The sequence below is a fragment of the Paenibacillus amylolyticus genome, assembly GCF_051136285.1.
Classification (GTDB): domain Bacteria; phylum Bacillota; class Bacilli; order Paenibacillales; family Paenibacillaceae; genus Paenibacillus; species Paenibacillus amylolyticus_F.
In genome coordinates this window covers 5,620,213-5,642,587 of sequence record NZ_CP194938.1, presented here as the reverse complement: position 1 = coordinate 5,642,587, position 22,375 = coordinate 5,620,213, and the positions used below count along the sequence as shown (strand labels likewise).

The following is a 22,375-nucleotide window of genomic DNA, read 5'->3' as shown; positions in this document are numbered from 1 at the left end:
GTTGCTTACATCTATTATTGTATTCAGGATGGCCTAAAGGCTCAAAGCCGATTATAGGTGATATAAAGCGATGATCTGTCATCTTGGTTCAATATATAAAAATAGATCGTTTTCTCATTTAATTTGACCATTTTTGACTTTCTGACTTTATCTGACTAATATCCGCTGCTTCGCCCTACCTTACTGCGCATTGAGCTTCTGTCCAGAAGTAGCTTCCTCCCTCTTGCTTGCTCCCCTAAACTGAAACATGGCTAACAAAAATGCTATACCTACCGCAGCAAAGCCTGCCCAATTTAAATTCAGAACAGAGGCCTTGCTAATGACAAGCCCCCCTAACCCGGAGCCCATGGCAAAACCAAATTGAATAAAGGACGTATTCACACTTAAGGCCATGTCCGGGCTACGAGGTGCCAATGTAACCAGATATAATTGCTGAGCAGGAGAAATGCTCCACGTCGCTAACATAAATATCATCAGAACCAGGATCAGCAAGATCAGATGTGCTCCTGTCAGAGCAAATAAAAGAAGAGTTATGCCTTGCAGCACCAGTCCGAGCAAAATCGTGAATTTTGATCCCTTGGTATCGGCCAATTGTCCGCCCAGTTTGGAACCCATAAAGCTGCAAATGCCTGCCAAGAACAAGATGAGACTAATTTCGGTCATGGAAAGGGACGAGGTCGTTTGCAAAAATGGCGTAATATAGGTGAACAACGTAGCGTAGCCGCCCACATATAACAAGGTCACCATCAACGCGATTAGAACCGCTTTATTTTTCAGCATGGAGAGCTGCATGCCAATCGTCACTTTCTCTTCCTCTTTGATTCCTGGAACCCTTCGATAGATGATCACGAACGGAATAATACTCAGGATACCAATGACCATAAACAGGACTCTCCAGCCAAACATTTCACTAAAAAATGTACCGATCGGCACGCCGAGCACCAGCGAGCTGCTAAGCCCCATCAGAATGATCCCGATCGCATTGCCTCGCTTCTCATTCTCCACAAGCCTTGTCGCTGCAGCCATGGCAACAACAGTTGTCATGCCTCCACTTGCCCCCTGAATAATCCGTATCCAGAGCATCACTTCGTATGAAAGATCAAACATCATGAGGCCATTGCTGGCAATAAACACCCCAAAGGTCAGCAGCAGCAGTTGCCTGCGATCGGTATTGATTGTTATAGCAATCAGAATCGGAGCCAAAATGGCAGCAGCAAGGGCAAATACGGTCACTAACAAGCCCGCTTCTGCCGTAGATACGCCAAGATCCGTAGCCATCATCTCAATGATTCCGGTGATGATGTATTCAATGGTGCCGATCAGAAACACGGCCAGTGCCAGAATATAGATTGTTCCTTTATTTTTCAACTGTGCTCACTCCATCTTCTATATGTTCATTTTCCATTTATGCCTTCTAGTTACCTGTGGTAATCGGAATCTGGATCTCAATGTACTGTGCATCTTGTTCAGGGGATAAGGGCAAATAGTATTCTCTCCCCGGTTCGTTCTCTTTGATCTGGTAGTTGTTTTTCTCAATCCATTGCGCTAAATGTACACAGGCTGCCACATCAAAATTCGAATGCGAATGGAACGCCATGGAAGCAACCATCGGTTCCGGCGGCAGATTTCTCAGCTGAAACGGTTCGGGAACAGCCGCAGGCTCACCTGTTAAGAAGTAACCAACTTCAAACTCGAACTCGTCTTCTTTTCCATCCACTTCTCGCCACAAAACGACCTGTGGGCCTTGTATCCATTGATGCATGTCTTTGGTCAACAGCGAATCCAGATGATGAAGCAGCTCTGGAATGCGTCCGTCTCCCCCATTTGCCCTATAGAACAAGAATGTTTGGGCAACCTCGGCCTTGATTCTGATCTCCTGCCCCGTCTCCAACTGCCCTTCCCTCTCCATAAGCTGGATACGCTCCTCAATCCGGGCGAGTTTGGCTTGCTCTGCATCAATCATTTGCTGTATTTCACTTCTTTTCAGTCTGAACATGCCTTGAATGTGGTCAGATGAAATGTCTTCCTGAAGCAATTGTGCAATCTGCGGTAATGTAAAACCCAATTCCTTATAGATGAGAATTCGGTTAAGTTCGAGCAACTGATCTGCAGAATAATATCGGTAGCCCGTATCCTCGTCTACTTTACGCGGCTTGAGAATACCGATCTGGTCGTAATAGCGCAGCGTTTTCAGAGAAAGCTTGCTTAGCTTGGCAAACGTACTGATTTTGAACAAATTATCATCTCCAATCCATTAACTTAACGTGAGTATACAGTCTCCCGTGCAGGGGAAAGTCAAGGGTATATTATTCAGGACATTAGGGCGTTTCTTGAAATCCGCTGAAGGGCATCTTTTAACGCCTTTTCGCCTCAAAATCTATTCGCATAAAAGAAACAGAAAAAGGACAGGGGCAACAATCTCCTGTCCTTCATTCTCATTTTAAATTAATTCGTGAACGATTTCATCATTCCCAGAAGAAACGACCTGCAAACACTTTCTCCGTCAACAGTTTGTACGTCTCTTCAGGCAATTCTTTCTTCATCTTGGCCATCACCGCTTCTTTGCCCTGATTAAACTGAGAGGACATGCCGATCTCGGCGGTTGTGTTATTGGCATCCAGACGCATAATCGGTGCCTTGGCGTCTTTCGTCCATGGTGTCCATGCAGCAAGCACAGACGTTCCACCCGTGCCTGGATTGCCCGTGTATAGGAACTGCTTCAGGTAAGCTGCCATCGCAGCAGACAACTGCTCACGTCCCGGCTTGTTGACATCACTGAAGTAACCTTCAGGGAAGTAAGCTGCAATACCCGCTGCTTTTCCTGTGTAGAAGTCCATATCCGCACCATGCGGAGCGCCCAGTATCGTCTGCAGATATTCCGAGATGACGCCTGGCTGAGTCCCCCATGCAAAACGATAGGCATATACTGGCGGCTGACCAGCTGCACTGGTTAACTTTTCGGCTACACGTTCCGCATTAAAGCCCGCGTATGCTTCGCTGCCATACTTCAGCGCAGCCGCATATTGAGCCGCTTTTGTCTGGTCTGTGAGCAATGTTCCATCACCGATGGATGGAGCAAAGCTTGGATCACCAAAAGCAAAAGCGGAGAATTCCGTTTCCAGGCTGCCGAGCAGTACAGGGACTTTGGCATATTTGCCACGGTTGATCGCATCAAAACCTTCTTTTGGAATCACCGTACCATCACGGAACAGATGCGGGAATGGCTGCATACGGATGGCCGTTGCGCCAAATACAGTCACCAGTTTGTCCGCAGGCAATGCACGCAGATAGGTTTCGAGCTGTGCTGGCGTTTGCTTGCCGATCCAGGCTTTGGCTTCGTCTGCATTTGCCGCTTTGCCCTCTTGCACAAGCAGCTTCACGATGGCATCCTCGGATTTTTGTTGCCCTGCTTCAGGTGAGGCTGTCGTCAAACCACCACTGAACGCAATCGCTTTTTGATACAATCCCTTGCTAAGCGGAGAGATCAGTGTTGCCAGAACATCACGTGCCCCGGCGGATTGACCCGCGAGTGTCACATTTCCGGTGTCCCCACCAAAACCTGCAATGTTATCCTGAACCCACTCTAATGCACGGAATGCATCAAGCAAGCCATAGTTACCGGAATCATCAAGAGCATTACCTGTTTTCAGTGCAGTGTTCTGGAAGAAACCAAGTGCTCCCAAACGATAGTTCACCGAGATAATGATGCTATTCGTATTACGTGCAATCTGTTCCCCCTGAAAGTCCTTGCCTGATCCGGTCATATTACCGCCGCCGTGCAGGAAAACCATCACCGGCAGTTTTGTACTTGTTGTGTTCGGACGCCAGATGTTCAGATATAAGGAATCCTCACTACCTGCTGTCGTTTTACCGGAAATTTGCAGACTGTTGGCCGCGAATTCCTTCGCTTCTCTTGTGCCTGTCCAAGCCTTCGGCTCTTGCGGTGCTTTCCAGCGCAGTTCACCTACCGGAGGTGCTGCGTAGGGAACACCAAGCCAGCCAAGCGTTCCGTATTGGTCATAGGATTTACCATCGATGGCTCCATATTTTGTTTGCTGTAGCGTTTGTGGTTTAAACGCCCCCGCCTGTTTATGTTTTGACCAAAGTTGCTCCAACGTGCCTGTGCCATTTTTGAGCTGAGCCTGCAATGCCTGTGCCGTGGCTTCTGCCATCAGACGGTTGGTCAGCTGTGCCGTTCCTTTTCCTTGAAGGGCTTTGATGCCTTGGCTTGCTGCAAACGCGGAAGCTTCTCCTGACTTGTAATCCGTGCCTGCTTCATAACCAAGGACCTTGAGCAGCAGCGCCGCATATTCCTCTGCTGTCAGCGGTGCATTAGGCGCAAAACGTTCTGTTTCCGTGACTACGCCGGCCAGATAAGGATGCTGTTTTAAATATGCAACAACGGGTTGCAATACTTTACCTGCCTGAGCGGCATCCGTATAGGTTTCGGTTCCTTGATAGGCAAGTGCTTCCTTTTCCAGACCCGACAAACGCAAGTAAAGCACGGCGGCCTGAATGCGTGTCGCATGTTTACTCAGATAAGCTGCATTTACACCTTGACCATTCCCGCGAATAAGCTCTGCTTGAACGAGCTTGTCCATCGCCGGGGACAAAGATGAACCTGTATTACCTGCTGCATATGCGGGTAGACCCGATAAACACAAGCTGAGAATCGCTGCTACTGCAATAGAACGTTTCATTTTTTTCATAGTTAAATCTCCTCGCTGTCTAGTCGTGTATGATAGGAAAAATAGTCTGGAAATATCACATCTTTGAGTACAGTATTCCAAGGTTTGGATCATTCTATTTCTTGATCATGGAGTAACGAACAACTGTCCTCCTTTCTGCTGATATGAACTGCTGCGGCCCTTTGGTCATGACATTCAGGCGAATTTCTATATAAAAAAACCTGAATCAAGAGCAAACAGACTGTGCAATAGCATGGTCTGCCGCCCTCAATCCAGGTTTTGCCTGCGATACGTAACAACCCTGAGAATAATGAGGTATGGTATTGAATTATGGTCACTCTATATAAGTTTAACTAAAGATTTTACACAATCCACTCTGATGACAGAATAACCTTTCAATCGCTGTTATCCCCAGATTTTTTGGATTCCCTTTTCTAAAGGGGAAAATCCGGTGATAAAGGCGAACGCTTCGCTTTTCCAGGTTTTTTTTGCCCTCTTCGTTAACGTGTAAAAGAAATAGTTCAGCTTATACAGTAAAACGCAATCAATCGCCTGATTTTCCAAAATGAAGCGAATGAACTGGAACAGGTCTTGCCCTAAATGCGGTTACAATCCTGTTATTATCGTGATATTAGCACAAAATGAAAGCGCTAGCAATGTTTTATCAAAAAGATATCGAGAAATATTGCGCTAAACATCAGCCTTAACCTTCCCCTCAGAAAAAAAACATGAACGAATCAGCTTCGATTCATCCATGGTTTAACTTTGAGATCAAGCCGTTGTAGCTGATCATCCACCATACTACTCTTGCAGTTTCTTCACTTGCTCAATCAAACTGTCGAGACCCTTATCCGCCAGATATGGCCCATAGTTCCAGTAGTTCCGGGACACGTTAATAATTCGATTATTTTTGATCGCGGGAATGCTCTGATATACCGGTTCCTCAAAAAGTTTCATCATGTGATCCATCTCTTCATCATCCATCTGGGTGAAGAAGTAGTCCGCTGGCTTGTCTGCCAGCTTTTCCAAGGAAAGCACCGTCCCGCCATCCGAATAGGCTTTATACTGCTCAGGCATCGAAAATCCAAAATCCTCATAAATCAGCTTGCCCAACGTACCGCCTTCGCCCCCAAGCAATACCTCTTTATTGTAGATCACAAAGGACATGGCGGTTGTGCCCGGTTTGATATTAATCTTCAATTCACTGCGAATACTCTTCAGTTTCTCTTCAAACTTCGCAATCCATTGCTCCGCTTCATCCTTGCGATCCATAATATCCCCCATCGTTCTTAACGTATTGATGACATCCGGGTCACCACCCCAGGCAACTGTAATCGTTGGTGCGATCTTCGCGTACGTATCTACGATCTCCTTATTGGTGTAGTCAGGTACAATGATCACATCTGGTTCCAGGCCTGAGATCATCTCAACGTTGCCATTGCCTGATCCGATGTCCGGTACTCCTGCCAGTTCTTTCGGATATTGTTCCAGCGTTTCCGTGTTCGCCCCTGCGGGTTTCATCCCAAGTGGCAGCAGATATCCGCCATAGGTTATGATAACAGGTTTGGAAGGCTGCGTTGGAATCTCAACCTTTCTTCCTGTAGCATCTGTATACATTCGAGTGGATGGCTGTACCGGTTCTGCACTCGTTGCAGGCTGCTGCTCAGTTGCTGCCCCGCATGCTGCGAGCAACAGCGATAAACTAAATAATAAACTAACCGCAAATGTAGGCTTAAAACGAAGGTTCAAATCGTCCACGCTCCATGTGTTGTATTGATAATGATTATCGTTATTACCAATATAACCATGCTTGTCCCTGTCAGCAATGAACGATTCCGACCTCTTGTTCGTACGATTTGAACCTTTGATTCGATGACTATGCAGCTTATATTGCGCCGGGGTCTCTCCAGTCGTTCTTTTGAAAATGCGGCTAAAATAGTACATATCCTTATATCCAACGCTTTCAGCAACCTCGCGAATCTGTGCTTCCGTCTCGGTGAGCAACGTTTTCGCTCGCTTGATTCGGGTCTGGATCACATAATCCATCGGGCTACAGCCAAACTTACGTTTGAATACCCGGGCCAGATAATGCGTGCTGTAGTGGAAATGTGCAGCCATATTTTCCATGGAGATCGAAAAAGCATAGTGCTCCTGAATATAAGCTTCAATCTGCTCCGCAAGCTCCAGCGATTCAACGTGCTGCTCACGTGCCATCTTCCACTGGCGAAATTGCTCATGTACAAATTGATAGAACAGTCCGGTAACCTGCAGCCGATCCAGTTCCTCACGACTCGTCCATGAGTCGGCCATTTTTTCCACAATAGTAAGAAGTGTTGATGGGTAGGATGCTGCAAAATAGTATCTATTTTCCGGAGAGATATGTATTCCTCGTATACTTTGATCTTCCGGCAGATCAAAGCTAACCGCAGGCAATTGCGCTTTATATAGAAGCAAATAATAATCCAGCGATTGCTGCATACAGCGAATACGCAGTGATGTACCTTTTTCACCATGTAAAATGAGTGTCTGATCCGATGTGAACCTGTCCGTCCCGAACTGGATGTCTGCTTCACCCTTATTTATGATCAAAAAAGCCCGTGCCGGCAAAATAGTTGTCGAAAGCTCCTGCCCCGGATGCAATACATTATGGCGGATATCGATAAGTTTCACTTGTTTATCATTCCACCACCGAATGGCCTCTGACCATTCTTTCATTATGAACCACCTCAAAACGATCATTGGACTTTTGTTCCTGCATGTCCGATTTCATCCTTACCATACAAGAGTGCTCATCATTTTGTCCAGTTCGTCTATTATGTAAGCTTTAACTTATAATCGTAATTTTTACAATTAATTAACCTAACGCTGACGTTCCTTTAGCAATTGTTGTATACACTGGGTTCTGGATACTAAACTATACATATTTATTAGGAGGATGTTCATGTTAAATCGCTTCAATACCCGTGCAGCCAAAATAATGCTCGCGGTCACCACCATTGTTACGGCTACGCTGGGAGGCAGTAGTGCAGCTTGGGCTGTGGAAGACGGTACTTCAACAACTTCTGGTTCGCCCATCAAAAATGTAATCATTCTTATTCCTGACGGTATGGCTAATGATGCTACTGCACTGGCTCGATGGTACAAAGGCTCATCCCTGACCATTGATTCCATGGCAAGCGGTATGGTTCGTACACACTCTGCGGATGCGCCGATTGCGGACTCGGCTCCTGCAGGAACAGCCTTTGCCACAGGACATAAATCTCATACCGGTTTTGTCAGTGTATTGCCGGACAAGGCCACCATGCCTGGACAAAAAGCGATTGCAAAAGGCGACGAAAGAAAACCTGTTGCTTCCGTATTGGAAGCTTCCAAACTTGCGGGTAAAGCAACGGGGATTGTAGCTACATCCGAAATCATGCATGCCACACCGGCAGACTTCTCTGCCCACTATCCTGACCGTAAAAACTACGACGCACTCAGCAAACAACAAGTCTTCAATGGCATCGATGTTGTACTGGGCGGCGGTAGTAAATATCTGGAACCGGCTGGTCGCAAGGATGGTAACCATCTCGTTGCCTCCATCAAAGCACTTGGCTACGATTACGTGACTACACCTGCGGCGATGAAAGCATCTACTTCTAACAAACTGTGGGGCATGTTCTCTCCAGCAGGCATGTCTTACAACATGGATCGTGATCCTGCCAAGCAGCCAAGTCTGGCACAGATGACATCCAAAGCGATTGAGGTTCTCTCCAAAGACGAAGATGGTTTCTTCCTGATGGTCGAAGGCAGCAAGGTAGACTGGGCTGCTCATGCCAATGATCCGATTGGGATTATCAGTGATGTGCTTGCTTTTGATGATGCTGTAAAAGTAGCAATGGATTTCGCTAAAGCGGACGGACAAACCGCCGTTGTTGCCGTATCTGACCATCAGAACGGTGGACTTACGATCGGTAACGCAGCTACAACAAGCACGTATGACAAAGAACCTTTGTCCACGTTTATCGGGCCTCTGAAAAAAGCCAAGCTTACAGGCGAAGGCGTGGAAGCGAAACTCGATGCGAAACGTACCAACATCAAAGCAGTGATGAAACAATACTATGGTATTTCGGATCTGACTTCCGAAGAAATTGTTACAATTCAAGCTGCTGAGCCAGGTAGCCTGAACTATGTGGTAGGCCCAATGATCAGTAAGCGTGCTGGTATCGGTTGGACAACAGGTGGACACACGGGCGGAGACGTAGTCCTTTACACGTATGCCCCTAACAATGATCGTCCCTTCGGTGTTATTGATAACACGGACGTAGCCAAATATATGGCTCGTGTGCTCAATCTGGATCTGGACAGTGTAAGCAAGCAACTGTTCGTACCTGCCAAACAGGCGTTTACTGCCAAAGGTGCCACATACAAACTGGATCTAACCGATGTTAAAAATCCGAAGATTCTCGTAACGAAAGAAAACACCAAGCTTGAATTGCAAATCTACAAAAATATTGCACTTGTGAACGGCAAAAAGACAGCACTTGAAGGCGTAATTGTATATAACGGTATAGAGGCTTTTGTGCCGCAAGGTGCTGTGGATCTGATCCAATAAAGCTGTTTATCCCGAAGGCCCAAAGACCAAAACCCCCAAACACTCGCGAGATCATCTCGCGAAGTTTGGGGGTTGCTGTGTTAATTAATGAATGAATGACCACTCCTTGTAGCCTATAATTCTTAGCTATAGTCCATGGTCATTCACTGGTTTATTTTGAAAACGTCAGAATGCCATACTGGGAAGTGTTCTTCCAGCTATCATTGGTGCGATCATTCCATTTCGCTGTGCTCTTGTTGTTATTTCCTTGATTATCATTAATTTGAAGCTCAAATCCCATCACTTGACCTGCCTTCGGCACGAGGGATTGGAATCTGATCTTGGCCTCCACCTGGTACCCCTTGGCCGTTTTCTTCACAGCACTTTCAAGACGCGCCGGTGAGGCACTGCCTGCAAACGTAGCCACGTTATCTGCACTGATTCGGAACTGGGCATCATCATACTGAAAGAAAGGCGTGCGCTGATGATTTTCATCCAGGAAAATCTCAACCGAATCCTGATCCCACGGATCGGTGGCGTTGGTTATAATTTGCAGATCTGTGACATCAATGAACAGATATAGATCCTGTCCAGACCACATCGCACGAGCCTCAGCTGATGCTCCCCCGCTCTGATTCAGTGGTGTAATACGGAATGGAGTAACCTTATTCCATTTTGCATCTTTCTCACCATCTATCGTTACTGTTCCTTGCAGAGCTTTTGCAGACTTAGGCATACCTGCAAATTGAATAACGCCATATTTGCTTGTGTCTTGATCTTGGGATAATGTACGATCATTCCAATACAGAACCTGCTGCCCTTCTGAACTGTTATTTCCACCGTCCGTCACCCGTACATCGAGGCCAACTTCACGTGCAAGTGCCCCTTGTGCATTCGTTAATGGTATGGATATTTCAACCTGATAGCCACCGACCGCTTCACGAACGCGATAGTTCTTCGCTCCAGTTACTTTGCCTGCACGGGTTATCGTGATATGTCGATCATCTGCCTCATATACAGGGGTTTTGCCATTATTCAAATCAACGAACAGCTCCACCTTGTCCTTCGAGTGTTTCGTTGTATCCTTCACATCAACCAGGACATACAGATTATTGTTATCCCATAGCGTACGGAATGACGCTGTGCCTGGATTGCCTTTTAATGCTGTAGAAACAGCCTTGTTCCATAGAGGATCTTGGGTAGCTGCCTTCGTATTCGGTGTACCAGACAAGGTAACCGCACGTTGCGTCAAAACAGGTAGACTTGATTCGTCAGCTAACCCCCAATAGGCGGGTTTGGATTGTAAATTTGAGTCAAACAAAAATGCCTGATTGTTATAGGATTTCTCATCTTGAAGCCCCCATAAGGTCACCGATGAGATGACATCGCTATGCTTTTGATACAGGTCAAACAGCTCTTTATAACGGTAGGCCTGTTTCACCGCAACATCCTGAGGCAGATTCTCGCCATAAGGAATACCACTGTCCACATCCAGCTCGGTAATCTGGATATCCAGTCCTAGACCGGCAAACAGATTGATTGTTTTCTCAATCTCATCAATCGGCGGGGATTCGAGGTTATAGTGGGATTGCAGGCCCACACCATCAATCAGCCCTTTTTCCTTCAACCGTTTGACGAGTTGATACATATGCTCTCTTTTTTCAGGGATTTCGGTGAAATACTCGTTGTAATATAATTTCGCATCCGGGTCGGCTGCCCGGGCAAATTCAAACGTTTTCTCAACATAATCCGGGCCGATCAGCTCGTAGAACGGGCTTTTGCGCATTCCATTCGCATCCCCGTTACTGTCCGCAATTGCCTCGTTCACGACATCCCAAGCGTAGATTTTGCCTTTATATCGTTTCATGACCGTATCCACGTAGTTCTGAACCCGACTGAGCAGCAGGTCTCGGCTTGCCGGGTTGCCCTGGTCATCCTTGAACATCCACTCCGCTGCATCAATATGCCAGAGCAAGGCATGTCCGCGTAAACCCATCTGATGTTGCTGTGCAAAGTCCACATATTCGTCTGAAGCTTTGAAATCATATACTCCTTTGGAAGGGGACACAAACTTCGGTTTCATCTCATATGTTGCCGTCAAGCTGTTGAAATGTTTAGATAATAGTTGACCATAGGCTCCTTCAAGCTGCCAGCGATATACAGCGGCTCCAATAGGGAACTCGCTCTGGTAAAGATCCTGCAAGGAAGGTATATCCGTCTCAATAGCCAGTTGCCCAGCTTCCTCAATCGTTACATCATCCACATAAAATGACAAAGTATCTACCGTATCGTCTGAAACATAAGGTGTTTCAATAAAGAAATTCAACTCTTCAGGATTATCGCTGTATTGGTACGTGGCCGTAATTTTATGCCATTGCTGCCAGTCATCTTTGGGAATCGTAACCTTATCCAGCATATTCCAGCTCTCTGCCCCACTCTTCTTGTAGGCTGTTAGCTGAATCGTCTGATCTGCAACAGGTTTCTCGGTCAGCTTGACATAAAATGAGATGTTATACGTAGAATTAGGCTTTAACAGACTTTTCATTTTCAGCATCGGCCCATGGAAGGAGCGCTGACGGTTTGAGACAAGCATACTCCGAGTACCTTGATGCGCTGCCTGTTGTGAAACCGTCACACTCTCGCTGCCAACACGCGGAAGCCAGCCTTGAAGCGTTCCATCCTCAAAGTCAGTATTGAGCACCTTGAGGTTTGGTTGGGAAACTGCAGTAGCTCCAGGGCTTACTCCTTGCTCGATCTGCTGCTCTTGTGCAAAAGCGGCCTGCTGGAAAGGAACCATCGTCATCACCATCATCGTTGCCAGCAGAGTTGAACTCACTTTTTTAAACGTCTTCGTCTTCATTTCATTCCTCCTCTCAATTTAACTTGTATTATACACTTTGAAATAACGCTTACATATATATATTTGTAAATTTTTTCAATTAAAACAGATAAAGCGGCTTTCTTCTTGTATAATAAACATAAACCGACACCAAGCAAAACAGAAGGAGAGAACAAGTATGTTAATCAAACTAAATTGGATCACATTGCGCGTGCGTAATCTGGAAGCCTCGATTCATTTCTACCACCATGTGCTCGGGCTTACCGTGCAGCGCAGATTTGAAAGCCGCGGACGACAGATTGCCATGCTCGGTCTGGGGCTAACCAGCGAGACCTCATTAGAGTTAATCGAAGGTAGTGAGCAGGTACTACAGCCTGAAGCTGGTATCTCGATTGGTTACGAAGTCACATCACTGGAAGCAGCTATGGAGCGTCTGGCGGAGATGAACATTCCCATCCTGCGCGAACCCGTGCAGCCGAACCCACGTCTGCGGTTTATGTACATTGCAGACCCGGATGGTTTTGAAGTTCAGCTTGCTGAGCATCTGGAATAGAACTTTACATTACAGCTTCATTCGGCGCATAAGTGGCACGCCTATGCTGTTCAACAATCGGTCTAGTAATGCCCAGCACCACCGTCTGTACATTGAAAGATGCCGGTCGTACACCGCGGAATATTCGAAATCCGCTATCGCGCCACGATTACGTTTAAACTGGGCTGCACCAGCACTCTCATGCAACAACATGCCGTTGTGACGGGCTTGTCCAATCAGACAGGCGGACAACATGCGATACAGACCGACAGACTGGGGAACATCTGTATCATAACCGAACAACGGTGTGGTCATCACCCCATTGCGGCAGAAATAACCCATCACTGCATCCAAGCGCCCTTCCTTACGCAAGCCATGCAGACTTAATGTGCCGTTCGCTCTAGCTGTAGCAATAAAATGCTCACTGAATTGCGGATTGTCATAGGAGTACTTTTCCAGATACAACATCCGGTACAGTTCCACAATTCGCGGGATATCCGCTTCCGTAATATCTGCACCAGAAACCCGTTCATAGCCATGTTTGTTCAACAGTGCCAGATCCCGTTTCAGCAACCAGCGAGACTTGGCATTGCCGAAATTAGGATCATCCGCCTGATAGAGATAAATCTGCCTGCTCGGTATAGAGCGGCACCCCGCTTCATGAAGCCCTGTTATCAGGTTCGAGTGCAATGTGGAGCCCAGAGAACGAAAGATCACCGTATGCTGCGGATAGCGCTCCCTCACCGCTTTCAGGATATGTACTGCCTGCTCGCCAGTCATGGCAGGGTACAGATTGGTAGACAACAACCAGTTGTTCACATGTACAACTTTGTTGATCCGGGATTTTTTCATACCCCAGCCAATGAAAGTGAGCAACAGGGAGAGTCCTTTTTCCAGCACTGGCTTCTGCAACATGGTCAGTTCCTGCTTGGCATATCGCACATAGTGAGTATATGGCGAACAGACATAAGCATTATCATATTCCTCTTCATTCACGGTCACCGGCAGCACAAGGTTGTCCATCCGGGCAAGGAGCAACGTGGTGTTTACGTTAGTCATATATTCTGTTGTCCCCTGCATGATCATCGGCTCTAAATACACCTGTGCGTACCTTGCATCCTCGGTATCAGGCCAATCCATGTTATGAATCGAATTTCGATCATATAACTGAACACGTCCTCCGTTGTCCATGACACCTTTCTCTTTCATCTGATGCCCACTGCTACCCAAGCCGTATTCGCCAGCATTTTTCTTCAACCTCTGATTCCTCCATGGTGTGCATCATATCATAGTAGCTTTACTCACTAACGTTCTCTGATTTGGTTACAAATTCAGCAATCCGCTCACCCGGTTCCAAATTCGGCCAATCATAGTAATATACCATGCCGAAATGATACGTCATCTGCTTCGCAACGATATAAAATCGCTGTTGTTCGAATTCATTTTCCAGGCAAAAGACTGTGCCATTCCGTTCATAACCGTGCATAATGGAATTTAACTGTGTGTTCTCTTCTTCGGTGGCAAGTCGAAACAACTCCACATTAAATATCGTCCCGGGACACAGAATAAACTCTACCTCAGTAAAGGTAATCTCCACATTGTGATAATATGAAAAATCAAAACTTCCTGCCAGTACCAACTGCTGGCTCTGCTTTTGTCCAGGTTCAATCTTGTAAAAATGTTCGATATTGCCCGCCTTCAGTTCCTGCTGCAACTGCTCCAGCTTTTTGGTCTGCTCATAGAGGGACTTTTGTAGCACTCCGAATCAGCCCTTTCTAGTCAAAAATGCTGCGAGATGTCGATACTTAGGCCCATCTACTCTGCTGTTCACTTCTTCCAGATCCATCTCCAGCCAGTGATCTGCTTCCATCAATTCAACCATGTCCAGCCTTGTAATCTCGGCACATTTCGGATGTTCAGCTGCTGCAACCATAGGTTCGGGACTATCATCCCAATTAAAGCCATTCACCACTGCATGTACTAACACTTCTGAATCCAACATCCGAATTTGCTCACAGGCTGCCTCGGAAGACTCCTCGTAAATAATGTTATCAACAATCTGTTGTTCCTCAGTTGTCAATTTCAAACGTATGGAACCAGGTGTATCCAGCAGCATATCGGCAATGTTCGGGTTATGCTCTCTTGCCATGTTCCAGGCTGTTGCCAAGATACCCTTAGGGGAATCCAGTTTTGCACCATGTTCAAGTAACAGACTGATCGCCTGGGGCTGCTTGAACCTTACCGCTTTTTTCAAAGCAGTATCTCCCAGTTTATCTTCCGCTTCCAGATCCGGTCCGAATTTTAGCAAACAACGAATGCCTTCAAGCGGGGTACGATTGGTCAAAAAAATCATAAGCGGTGTGCGTCCGCGGTCATCTCGTTCATTAACATCCAATGAGGATGAAGCAATAACTTCACATAGGTGCTCTATTTCTTTGATTTTACTGATCTCTGTCCAATTCAAGATGATCTCTCCTTGACAATTTTTCTATTTCGGCCCACGGCCCCACACTCCAGAGGCGTTTAGCCGAGATCTTCTTCACCTCTACTCTATCTAAAAAAACGTGGAGCTACAAGGGACCTATGAACGTCCAAAAAGGCCCGTACAGCACATAATTATGCACGAACGGGCCTTTTTGGATCAACTTAATCTGACTAGGATTCGTTGTCTGGTCTCGAAGAACGATGATCCGATACAAGCTCACTCAGATTGATGATGAGCTTCTCCAGTTCAGTAAAGCTTGCCACCATATTTTGCGTCAGGTTACGCTGTTCTTCCATGCTTGCAAGAATCTCTTCGGTTGCGGCACTCGATTGCTCCGTCACGCTGGAAATCTCGGACACCTCATTGACCACCCGCATCGAGGACTCTTTCATCGTTGCCGAACTTGTTTCAATGTCTGTGGCCTGAGTCAGCACATTCTGTGAGTTTTGATTAATCGACTGGAATACTTTCTCTGTTGTCTGCACACTCTCTGCTCCGCGTTGTAACAGCAGACGAATGCCTTCGAACCTGCTTGTTAATGCTTGCGTCTGTGTTCTCAGCCCGGTGAGGATCGATGTAATCTCACTCGCTGATTGGCCTGAGCTTTCAGCCAGCTTGCGAACCTCTTCCGAAACGACAGCGAACCCGCGTCCATGCTCACCGGCACGTGCTGCTTCAATCGCTGCATTCAGCGCAAGCAGGTTAGTTTGAGTGGCGATATCCGAGATGCTGTTCAACATCAATGTCATCGATTCACTTTGATCATTGAATTTCTGCATATCATCAGCTGTTGTATTAATCGTGTCATACAATTCACGCATCTGCATGTTCAAATGATCCATCTGTGCACTGCCAGTCTGTGTGCTTGAAGCCATACTTGCAGATAGTTCTTTCATCTGCTCGGAATAGGATGCCACATCTTTAATATGCCGGTCAGAAAGGGATAAGGATTCGGAGATATCCGCAATGCTGGTCGCCTGGAATTCGACACCCCGGGCAACTTCGCTGAATCCAACCGTCACTTCATTGGTGATGGCACCAGTCTCATCGACTTTTTGTTTTAATTGCTCCGTATAACGGGACAATCCAGTAACAGCATCTTTTACCCGTTCCAGCATGACTTCCACTCGTGTACGGGACTCCACTACCTGTAACCCCCGTGCTTCGCTGTCCATGAACAAACGTTTGTTTACTCTGGATACCGTGATCATTATAATTCCGGTTACGATATACATACTGAAATTAATCAAGTCAGCAAAGAGCAACTGGATGCTCGCCGATGATACAAGAACGAGTTGAACGAAAAAAAAGGCAAGCATCACCGAAAAGGCAATATTATAGTGCTTGCTATTCGGGTACAACAGCAACGGTGAAACGATAAGAATGCCTTGTACTACATTCATCGCGTCACGGCTTACATAGATTCCACTCGCGATAACCGCTATGGTCACAAACCAGGGAATAACATGAATACCCTTTTTCAAAATATTGCATACCGTAACGACTAAAGTAACCACAACCGAGAGTAGCGTGGACAACCATAGATCAGGAACAATAATCGTGATCCCCGCACTGATGGCCGTTATGGCCCACATCATGTAACTTACTAGTTTGTTTCTCTGCCAAGTGATCTCATCGATACGATTCATGCTTACCCCGTCCTTTATGTAAGTTAAAAAATTTAACATATGTAGGCCACTATAAGTTTATTTTTAGTCCATAGCCCTGCTTATACGTAGTTCTGTAGACCCTGCGCCTTTAGCATAGTACTTATTAACTTCATAAACATGCAGTCAGCGCCACTTTATGTATATCGGCAATTTATGTCTAAATTTAATATATGTTAAGAAAATATATATTTCCACGACATAAGGAGCTTAAACAATGGATTCAATGCATTCTTTAGAACGTAAAAAAAGTCTGGCAACACGTCTTATTTACGCGTTGCCAGACTCCTCAGTAAGCTTATTTAATTGTTCTGAATTCCCCCTCAGCATCTTCAAGCCCTGCGACTGATTTACATTTAAGGAGCTTCGGATTCTAAAACTTTAAGCTACTGCCGTAATTGCTTTCCTTTTCGCATTCGCTTCCTGATCTGTCCCCATACTGGTTGCTTGATGATCGGACACCAATAAGCTCAAATCCACGATTAGCATCTCCAACTCCCCAAAGCTTTCCACCATATTCTGTGTCAGGTTGCGCTGTTCTTCCATGCTCGCTAAGATTTCTTCTGTGGCTGCACTGGACTGCTGTGTTACACTGGAAATTTCCGAAACCTCATTCACTACCCGAGTTGAGGAAGCCTTCATTGTTGTTGAGCTTGTCTCCATATCGGTTGCATGAGTAAGGACATCCTGTGAGCTATGATGAATGGACTGAAACACTTCCCCTGCTGTTTGCACGCTGTCTCTTCCACGCTGTAGAGATTGGCGAATCCCTTCAAATCTCATGGTTAATGCTTGGGTCTGCGTTCTCAGCCCCATAAGGATTGTTGTAATTTCATTAGCAGATTGTCCAGAACTTTCAGCAAGTTTGCGGACTTCTTCCGATACTACAGCAAATCCACGTCCATGCTCGCCTGCTCGGGCTGCTTCAATGGCTGCATTCAACGCAAGTAGATTGGTTTGTGTCGCAATATCGGAGATGCTATTCAGCATCAACGTCATCGATTCACTTTGTTCATTGAACTTCTGCATATCATCGGCGGTTGTATGAATGGCGGTATCCAATTCGCTCATCTGTATATTCAATTGATCCATCTGGGCACTGCCCGACTGGGTGCTTGAAGTCATGTCTACAGATAGGTCTTTCATCTGTTTGGAATAGGACGCTACATCTTGAATCTGAAGGTCAGACAGAGCAAGAGACTCTGAAATCTCGGCAATACTTGTTGCCTGGAACTCAACTCCTTTGGCAACTTCTCCAAAGCCAAGTGTCACTTCATTCGTTATGACCCCTGTATCATCCACCTTTTGTTTGAGTTGTTCAGTATAGTGGGAAAGTCCAACGACGGACTTTTTCACTCGTTCCAGCATTTCTTCAACACGCTTCCGTGAATGTTCTACCTCATTCCATCTATGCTCACTCTCTTGAAATAACTTTTGATTCAACACAGATACAAGAACTAAAATCACACCCGCTACTGTAAAAAGCACCACATTCGTTATATTTTCTATAAACTGCTCCTGGGTAGAAACCGGAACGATGAAAAGCTGAAAAATGTTGTTTACAAGTAAAACCGAGAAACCGGTAAGGAATACTCGCTTATCAGGATAAATCAATAATAGACTCGTTATAACAATCGCCATGAACGGATCCACAGTCCCCCAACTGGCAAAAATGCCACAAGCGCTAATGAGCGTTACATTAATCCATGGAATAACGTGAATACACTTCTTTTTGACATTGGCATAAGTAAGCCATATACCATACATAATCACTATAGCATTGGAGATGAACAACTTGGGATCTGTAAAGGCGATAACCATTCCAAAAATCACAACAATCCACAACATCATTGTAATCATTTTATTTCTTTTCCAGATAATTTCGTCCATACGATTCATGAGTACCCCGCCTTTGATGTAGGTTTAACCAGATGTAAGCTGCTTTGAAATGTATTATTAAGATCCTAATCATGCATACATATCAAAAATCCCTGCCGTAATATAGTGCATACAGCCTTCATAAACATGCACACAGCGCTACTTCAGTATATATCGGCTGTGAGTCATGCAAATGAAATACCATCTGCAAAATAATATCATTGCATATCATCATGCCCAAAATAAAGAGCCTGCTTATGCGTAGGTACGCATAAAGCAGACTCTGTTCTTCCTTCTTTTACAAAGGACTCTTATGTGTCAGTCTATTACTTGCCAAACACCAATGTTGTATTCGATGATCCGGCATATTTCGTAACAAACTCACGTGCATAGGCTGCACTTTCAACCTGATAGCTGTAATTATTGCTTGGTCTCCAGTTGGTTTTCGGGGAAGACGGACTGTTCAACGCAGGTGTGCTACCTGTATCTGTGAATTCTCCTTTGCCTTTGTCATCCAGAATGCCACCTTTTTCAGCGCCTGCGCCAAAGTAGTTGTTTTCAGAATAAATCCGTGCTTTCTCACCAATAGTAATCGCTTGGTTGAAGTTATTGGCGTAATTGTTTTTGATGTGGAAGAAACCATAACGCATAAGTCCAGGACCGCGTACATACAAGTTTTCGAAGTAGTTGTTGGACATGGTCACATGAGGCACACCGTTATAGCTGCTATTACCGTCATTCGGGTGTCCCAGAATAATGCCATATTTGTGATTCGCAAATTTGGAGTTACTGATCGTGATATAATCTGCGCGGTCACCGATATACAAGAGCTTATCCAGATCACTGCCGCCAGAACTATAGTTGTGACCCGAGAAGGTAATATGGTCAATCCAGTAGTTGGAGCCGGAAGTAATGTACATCTGAATATCATCGTTGGCATTGATGTTCGCAGAGTGATTAAATGTCAGATTCTGAAAGATCACATTGCTTGATCCCGAAGTGGATCTGAAGTGAATGTTCGTTAACGTATGTCTGTCAAAAGAACCTACCAATGTTTTGTTGGAACCAAATTCAACTTTTTGCAAGCTGGAGGATGAAATATTCTGTTCCACAACGACAATCTTGGCTGTAGAGCCTGCCATGTGTGTTCTCAGATCATTCAGATTACTGACATACACGACCTGACCGTTCCTGCCTCCCGTCGTTCCCGCCTTGGATACACCGTTCTCATTCTTTGCATTACCAGCAAAACCAGTTAAACCATTTGTGCCCGTGTTGGGAAAGCTAGCTGCACCATATGTAGCAGGGGCTGTTGAAACCGTTAACAACAATAAAGTGACTGCGAGTAAAAACAATGAAAACTTCTTCAAAATATCACCATCCTTTGTAATTTGTCCCTTCAAACAACTCGATTATAGCTTGTAACCTGTATTGTGACAATACCATTATTGCAAAAAGACAATAATTTTATCTTTTTTGCAACAGCAGGTCACGTATAGTGAAAAAACAGAAAGATGAGATTAGTTCACACTTAACCTGTGAACCCCTCCTATCTTTCTTCAAGCATCAAAAAAAGCTCCTCATCGACATAAGGAACTTCTGTTCATGCCCTATAAATCTATTCGCTCAAAGATTACCCGTAATCTCAATTCCGTCAGCTAACTCCAGCACATTGCGAACCCAGGCTGTGAACGAATCCAAAAACAACTGCATTTCCGCCTCAGCAGCTTCCCTCTGCTCCAACTCAGCCAAAATTCCAGCCCATGCCTCTTTCGGAATCGGATTGTCCCAGCATGGATCAAATGCCTGCAGTTCTTCTCCGCTTCGCAGATCCGTTAACGGGAAAACACGATTGATTGCTGGCCGAATATACTCGAAATCCTCATCATAGATAAACAGCATATCCTCATGCCGGATTTCATATATATCTTCGTTCTCGTATAAAGGTGACAGGGTAAACCCGATATTCCTCTCCGGGCCTTTATATCGGTACACGAGTACCGGAATTTTACTTTTTGATTTTCTCGTCGTCACAAATACCCCTTCCATTCTCGTACTATTCACTCATGTATTCACAATTCAAACCATTCGAACATGCCAGAATATTGATTCGTTACTCCCTCCAGCTGCTGCCTCCAGACTCGTCCTTCCTCCCCCCAGATATGAAACAGGCAGTAGATATATCGTTCACCATCCGCTATTTCATCCAGACCGTTCGCTTCCTCCAAGCCTACCTCCAAAGCTCTTGGCCAGGATGCATCGTCACGCAAAAGGTTAAAACCATCGGTGTGTTGCTCCAGACTGTACATCCTGCTGTACGTAAGTGAAGCTGCCAGTCGCTGCATAATTTCAGGCAACATGTTGTACTCCTTCGTTCTAATTCCGTACTCCCAACCCATCATGCGCCCCCTCACTCAAACGTTGCTTATTCCGCTCCGCCTCGCTGCACAGTGTATCCAGATTGCTGCAGTTCATCCAAGGCAGACGACACGTCACGCTTCGGATTTAATCTTCGAATCAGGTCAGCACTAATTGGCGTATCGTTATATATTTCAGTTACAGCCGTCAAAGACATATCCTGCATATCGTAGTATCCTTCCGCCCAATCGACGTATGATTCCGGTGTGTCCTCGATATAACCTAGCAGAAATGCTACTCCGCCCTCAGCATCCGATTCGTCTTCCTGAGCCATGGCAAGTTCAATCCAACTGCCTGCTTTCCACTCCAGACTGTGCCCTTCCTGCCACATACAGAAGGTCACATCCTCCATCTCCAGCACTTCCTCTTGTTGACTCAAAATACGCATGAGCTCCTCTGGCACCTCGTCATACATCCCTGGGTAAATCTCACCGTCCTCACGATTATGTGGGCTGAGCGGAGATTCATGATCAAACCCTTTGAGTAAGGTGCCCGTATTCGTAAACAATACATGCAGGTGATCCCCTGCACCGTTATGCACAGTTCCCCATGCTGTATCTGGCTGGAGGACATTATTTTGATAACGGTGTACGCGGAGCCAGGCCTCCTCAGACAGAATGATATCAAGTGTCGCAAGTGCTCTTATTCTTTGGCGCAAAGTAGGAGCATCCATGATGGGCGTACCCGTCCAATGTTGCATATACATCTCTCCTAATAATTATGTAAGTTTGTTCATCCGTATCGTCACACTATATCCGTATCAAATCGTGTAACATGTTCTTCCCCTGATCACCAGGCTGAATCGTAACCGATATCTGATTTGCCTTTTTAAATACGGTGCAAGCATAATTGCCAGAGTTTAGTTGTAAAAAAATCCCTTGAGATAATTCATCCGGCTCCAGTTCACCGCCACTGACATCATCGGCAGCACCCAAATACACTTTGCCCGAAGGGACTTGCAGATAATACGTCATACTTTGCTCCGCTCGTGCCTCTGCTTCGTCGTAAGCAGCTTCACTCACAATCCATTGCACGTCATACGTTCCATCCTCACCCAGATTCAGAAACAGACAATGGCCTGCATTGACCTCCTCCAGCTCATCCTCCGGAATCGACCACCAGTCAGGCGTGTCCTGAAGACGATGTTCCAGTGACGCCAGATCATAACAGCACAATGTGGCTGTATCTGTATCCATTTGAAATGTTCCTTTCATGCTCATCCATCCTTTCTTCCCCTCTCCTTCTTACATTATAACAAGCTCAATTCACACGTAAAATCGAACTCTCGAACCATC

General features: G+C 45.7%; 17 protein-coding genes. 2 read left to right on the top strand and 15 right to left on the bottom strand.

Translation table 11 applies throughout. The annotated features are described in order from the left end of the window. Positions 1-180: 180 nt before the first annotated feature. The 4 genes from ACR8BL_RS24520 to ACR8BL_RS24505 all read right to left on the bottom strand — a co-directional run bounded on the left by ACR8BL_RS24520 (position 181) and on the right by ACR8BL_RS24505 (position 7,403). Positions 181-1,368: an MFS transporter gene (locus ACR8BL_RS24520; protein ID WP_434749958.1), complete on the bottom strand. Its 1,188-nt coding sequence runs from the start codon at positions 1,366-1,368 to the stop codon at positions 181-183. Positions 1,369-1,414: 46 nt separating this feature from the next. Continuing rightward, positions 1,415-2,236: a MerR family transcriptional regulator gene (locus ACR8BL_RS24515; protein ID WP_434749957.1), complete on the bottom strand. Its 822-nt coding sequence runs from the start codon at positions 2,234-2,236 to the stop codon at positions 1,415-1,417. 229 nt (positions 2,237-2,465) lie between these two features. Then, complete coding sequence (locus ACR8BL_RS24510) at positions 2,466-4,709, bottom strand: carboxylesterase/lipase family protein (RefSeq protein ID WP_434749956.1); 2,244 nt, start codon at positions 4,707-4,709, stop codon at positions 2,466-2,468. A 780-nt stretch (positions 4,710-5,489) separates the two neighbouring features. Next, positions 5,490-7,403 carry an AraC family transcriptional regulator gene (locus ACR8BL_RS24505; protein WP_434749955.1) on the bottom strand — a complete coding sequence of 638 codons (1,914 nt, stop codon included), beginning with the start codon at positions 7,401-7,403 and terminating at the stop codon, positions 5,490-5,492. A 262-nt stretch (positions 7,404-7,665) separates the two neighbouring features. Here ACR8BL_RS24505 and ACR8BL_RS24500 point away from each other — a divergent pair, with 262 nt between their 5' ends. After that, positions 7,666-9,282: an alkaline phosphatase gene (locus tag ACR8BL_RS24500; protein ID WP_434753235.1), complete on the top strand. Its 1,617-nt coding sequence runs from the start codon at positions 7,666-7,668 to the stop codon at positions 9,280-9,282. Between the two features lie 151 nt (positions 9,283-9,433). Here the strand turns inward: ACR8BL_RS24500 and ACR8BL_RS24495 are convergent, their stop codons facing one another. After that, a complete protein-coding gene (locus tag ACR8BL_RS24495) occupies positions 9,434-12,121 on the bottom strand; it encodes an endo-1,4-beta-xylanase (RefSeq protein ID WP_434749954.1) in 2,688 nt (895 codons plus the stop codon). A gap of 157 nt (positions 12,122-12,278) precedes the next feature. Here ACR8BL_RS24495 and ACR8BL_RS24490 point away from each other — a divergent pair, with 157 nt between their 5' ends. Next, positions 12,279-12,653: a VOC family protein gene (locus ACR8BL_RS24490; RefSeq protein WP_434749953.1), complete on the top strand. Its 375-nt coding sequence runs from the start codon at positions 12,279-12,281 to the stop codon at positions 12,651-12,653. 9 nt (positions 12,654-12,662) lie between these two features. Here ACR8BL_RS24490 and ACR8BL_RS24485 read toward each other — a convergent pair whose 3' ends face one another. The 10 genes from ACR8BL_RS24485 to ACR8BL_RS24440 form a co-directional block, all read right to left on the bottom strand. Further along, a complete protein-coding gene (locus tag ACR8BL_RS24485) occupies positions 12,663-13,889 on the bottom strand; it encodes a GNAT family N-acetyltransferase (protein ID WP_434749952.1) in 1,227 nt (408 codons plus the stop codon). Between the two features lie 40 nt (positions 13,890-13,929). Beyond that, a complete protein-coding gene (locus ACR8BL_RS24480) occupies positions 13,930-14,391 on the bottom strand; it encodes a hypothetical protein (RefSeq protein WP_434749951.1) in 462 nt (153 codons plus the stop codon). A gap of 6 nt (positions 14,392-14,397) precedes the next feature. Then, entirely contained in the window at positions 14,398-15,096 is a 699-nt protein-coding gene (locus tag ACR8BL_RS24475; RefSeq protein ID WP_434749950.1) for a DUF4274 domain-containing protein, read from the bottom strand. A gap of 191 nt (positions 15,097-15,287) precedes the next feature. After that, on the bottom strand, positions 15,288-16,766 hold the full coding sequence (locus tag ACR8BL_RS24470; RefSeq protein WP_434749949.1) for a methyl-accepting chemotaxis protein: 1,479 nt from the start codon (positions 16,764-16,766) through the stop codon (positions 15,288-15,290). Between the two features lie 399 nt (positions 16,767-17,165). Next, positions 17,166-18,683, bottom strand: coding sequence for a methyl-accepting chemotaxis protein (locus ACR8BL_RS24465; protein ID WP_434749948.1), 1,518 nt, complete (start codon positions 18,681-18,683; stop codon positions 17,166-17,168). 305 nt (positions 18,684-18,988) lie between these two features. Beyond that, entirely contained in the window at positions 18,989-20,032 is a 1,044-nt protein-coding gene (locus ACR8BL_RS24460; RefSeq protein WP_434749947.1) for a pectate lyase family protein, read from the bottom strand. A gap of 256 nt (positions 20,033-20,288) precedes the next feature. Then, positions 20,289-20,696, bottom strand: coding sequence for a hypothetical protein (locus ACR8BL_RS24455; RefSeq protein WP_434749946.1), 408 nt, complete (start codon positions 20,694-20,696; stop codon positions 20,289-20,291). 38 nt (positions 20,697-20,734) lie between these two features. Next, positions 20,735-21,076, bottom strand: coding sequence for a hypothetical protein (locus ACR8BL_RS24450; protein WP_434749945.1), 342 nt, complete (start codon positions 21,074-21,076; stop codon positions 20,735-20,737). Positions 21,077-21,087: 11 nt separating this feature from the next. After that, positions 21,088-21,780, bottom strand: coding sequence for a hypothetical protein (locus ACR8BL_RS24445; RefSeq protein WP_434749944.1), 693 nt, complete (start codon positions 21,778-21,780; stop codon positions 21,088-21,090). Between the two features lie 49 nt (positions 21,781-21,829). Then, positions 21,830-22,294, bottom strand: coding sequence for a DUF6386 family protein (locus tag ACR8BL_RS24440; protein WP_434749943.1), 465 nt, complete (start codon positions 22,292-22,294; stop codon positions 21,830-21,832). Positions 22,295-22,375 lie beyond the last annotated feature (81 nt).

Excerpts from the sequence above, each read along its gene's own strand:
- ACR8BL_RS24510 (WP_434749956.1), bottom strand. The coding sequence starts at position 4,709 with ATGAAAAAAATGAAACGTTCTATTGCAGTAGCAGCGATTCTCAGCTTG.
- ACR8BL_RS24505 (WP_434749955.1), bottom strand. The coding sequence starts at position 7,403 with ATGAAAGAATGGTCAGAGGCCATTCGGTGGTGGAATGATAAACAAGTG.
- ACR8BL_RS24500 (WP_434753235.1), top strand. The coding sequence starts at position 7,666 with ATGCTCGCGGTCACCACCATTGTTACGGCTACGCTGGGAGGCAGTAGT.
- ACR8BL_RS24495 (WP_434749954.1), bottom strand. The coding sequence starts at position 12,121 with ATGAAGACGAAGACGTTTAAAAAAGTGAGTTCAACTCTGCTGGCAACG.
- ACR8BL_RS24490 (WP_434749953.1), top strand. The coding sequence starts at position 12,279 with ATGTTAATCAAACTAAATTGGATCACATTGCGCGTGCGTAATCTGGAA.
- ACR8BL_RS24470 (WP_434749949.1), bottom strand. The coding sequence starts at position 16,766 with ATGAATCGTATCGATGAGATCACTTGGCAGAGAAACAAACTAGTAAGT.
- ACR8BL_RS24465 (WP_434749948.1), bottom strand. The coding sequence starts at position 18,683 with ATGAATCGTATGGACGAAATTATCTGGAAAAGAAATAAAATGATTACA.
- ACR8BL_RS24445 (WP_434749944.1), bottom strand. The coding sequence starts at position 21,780 with ATGCAACATTGGACGGGTACGCCCATCATGGATGCTCCTACTTTGCGC.
- ACR8BL_RS24440 (WP_434749943.1), bottom strand. The coding sequence starts at position 22,294 with ATGAAAGGAACATTTCAAATGGATACAGATACAGCCACATTGTGCTGT.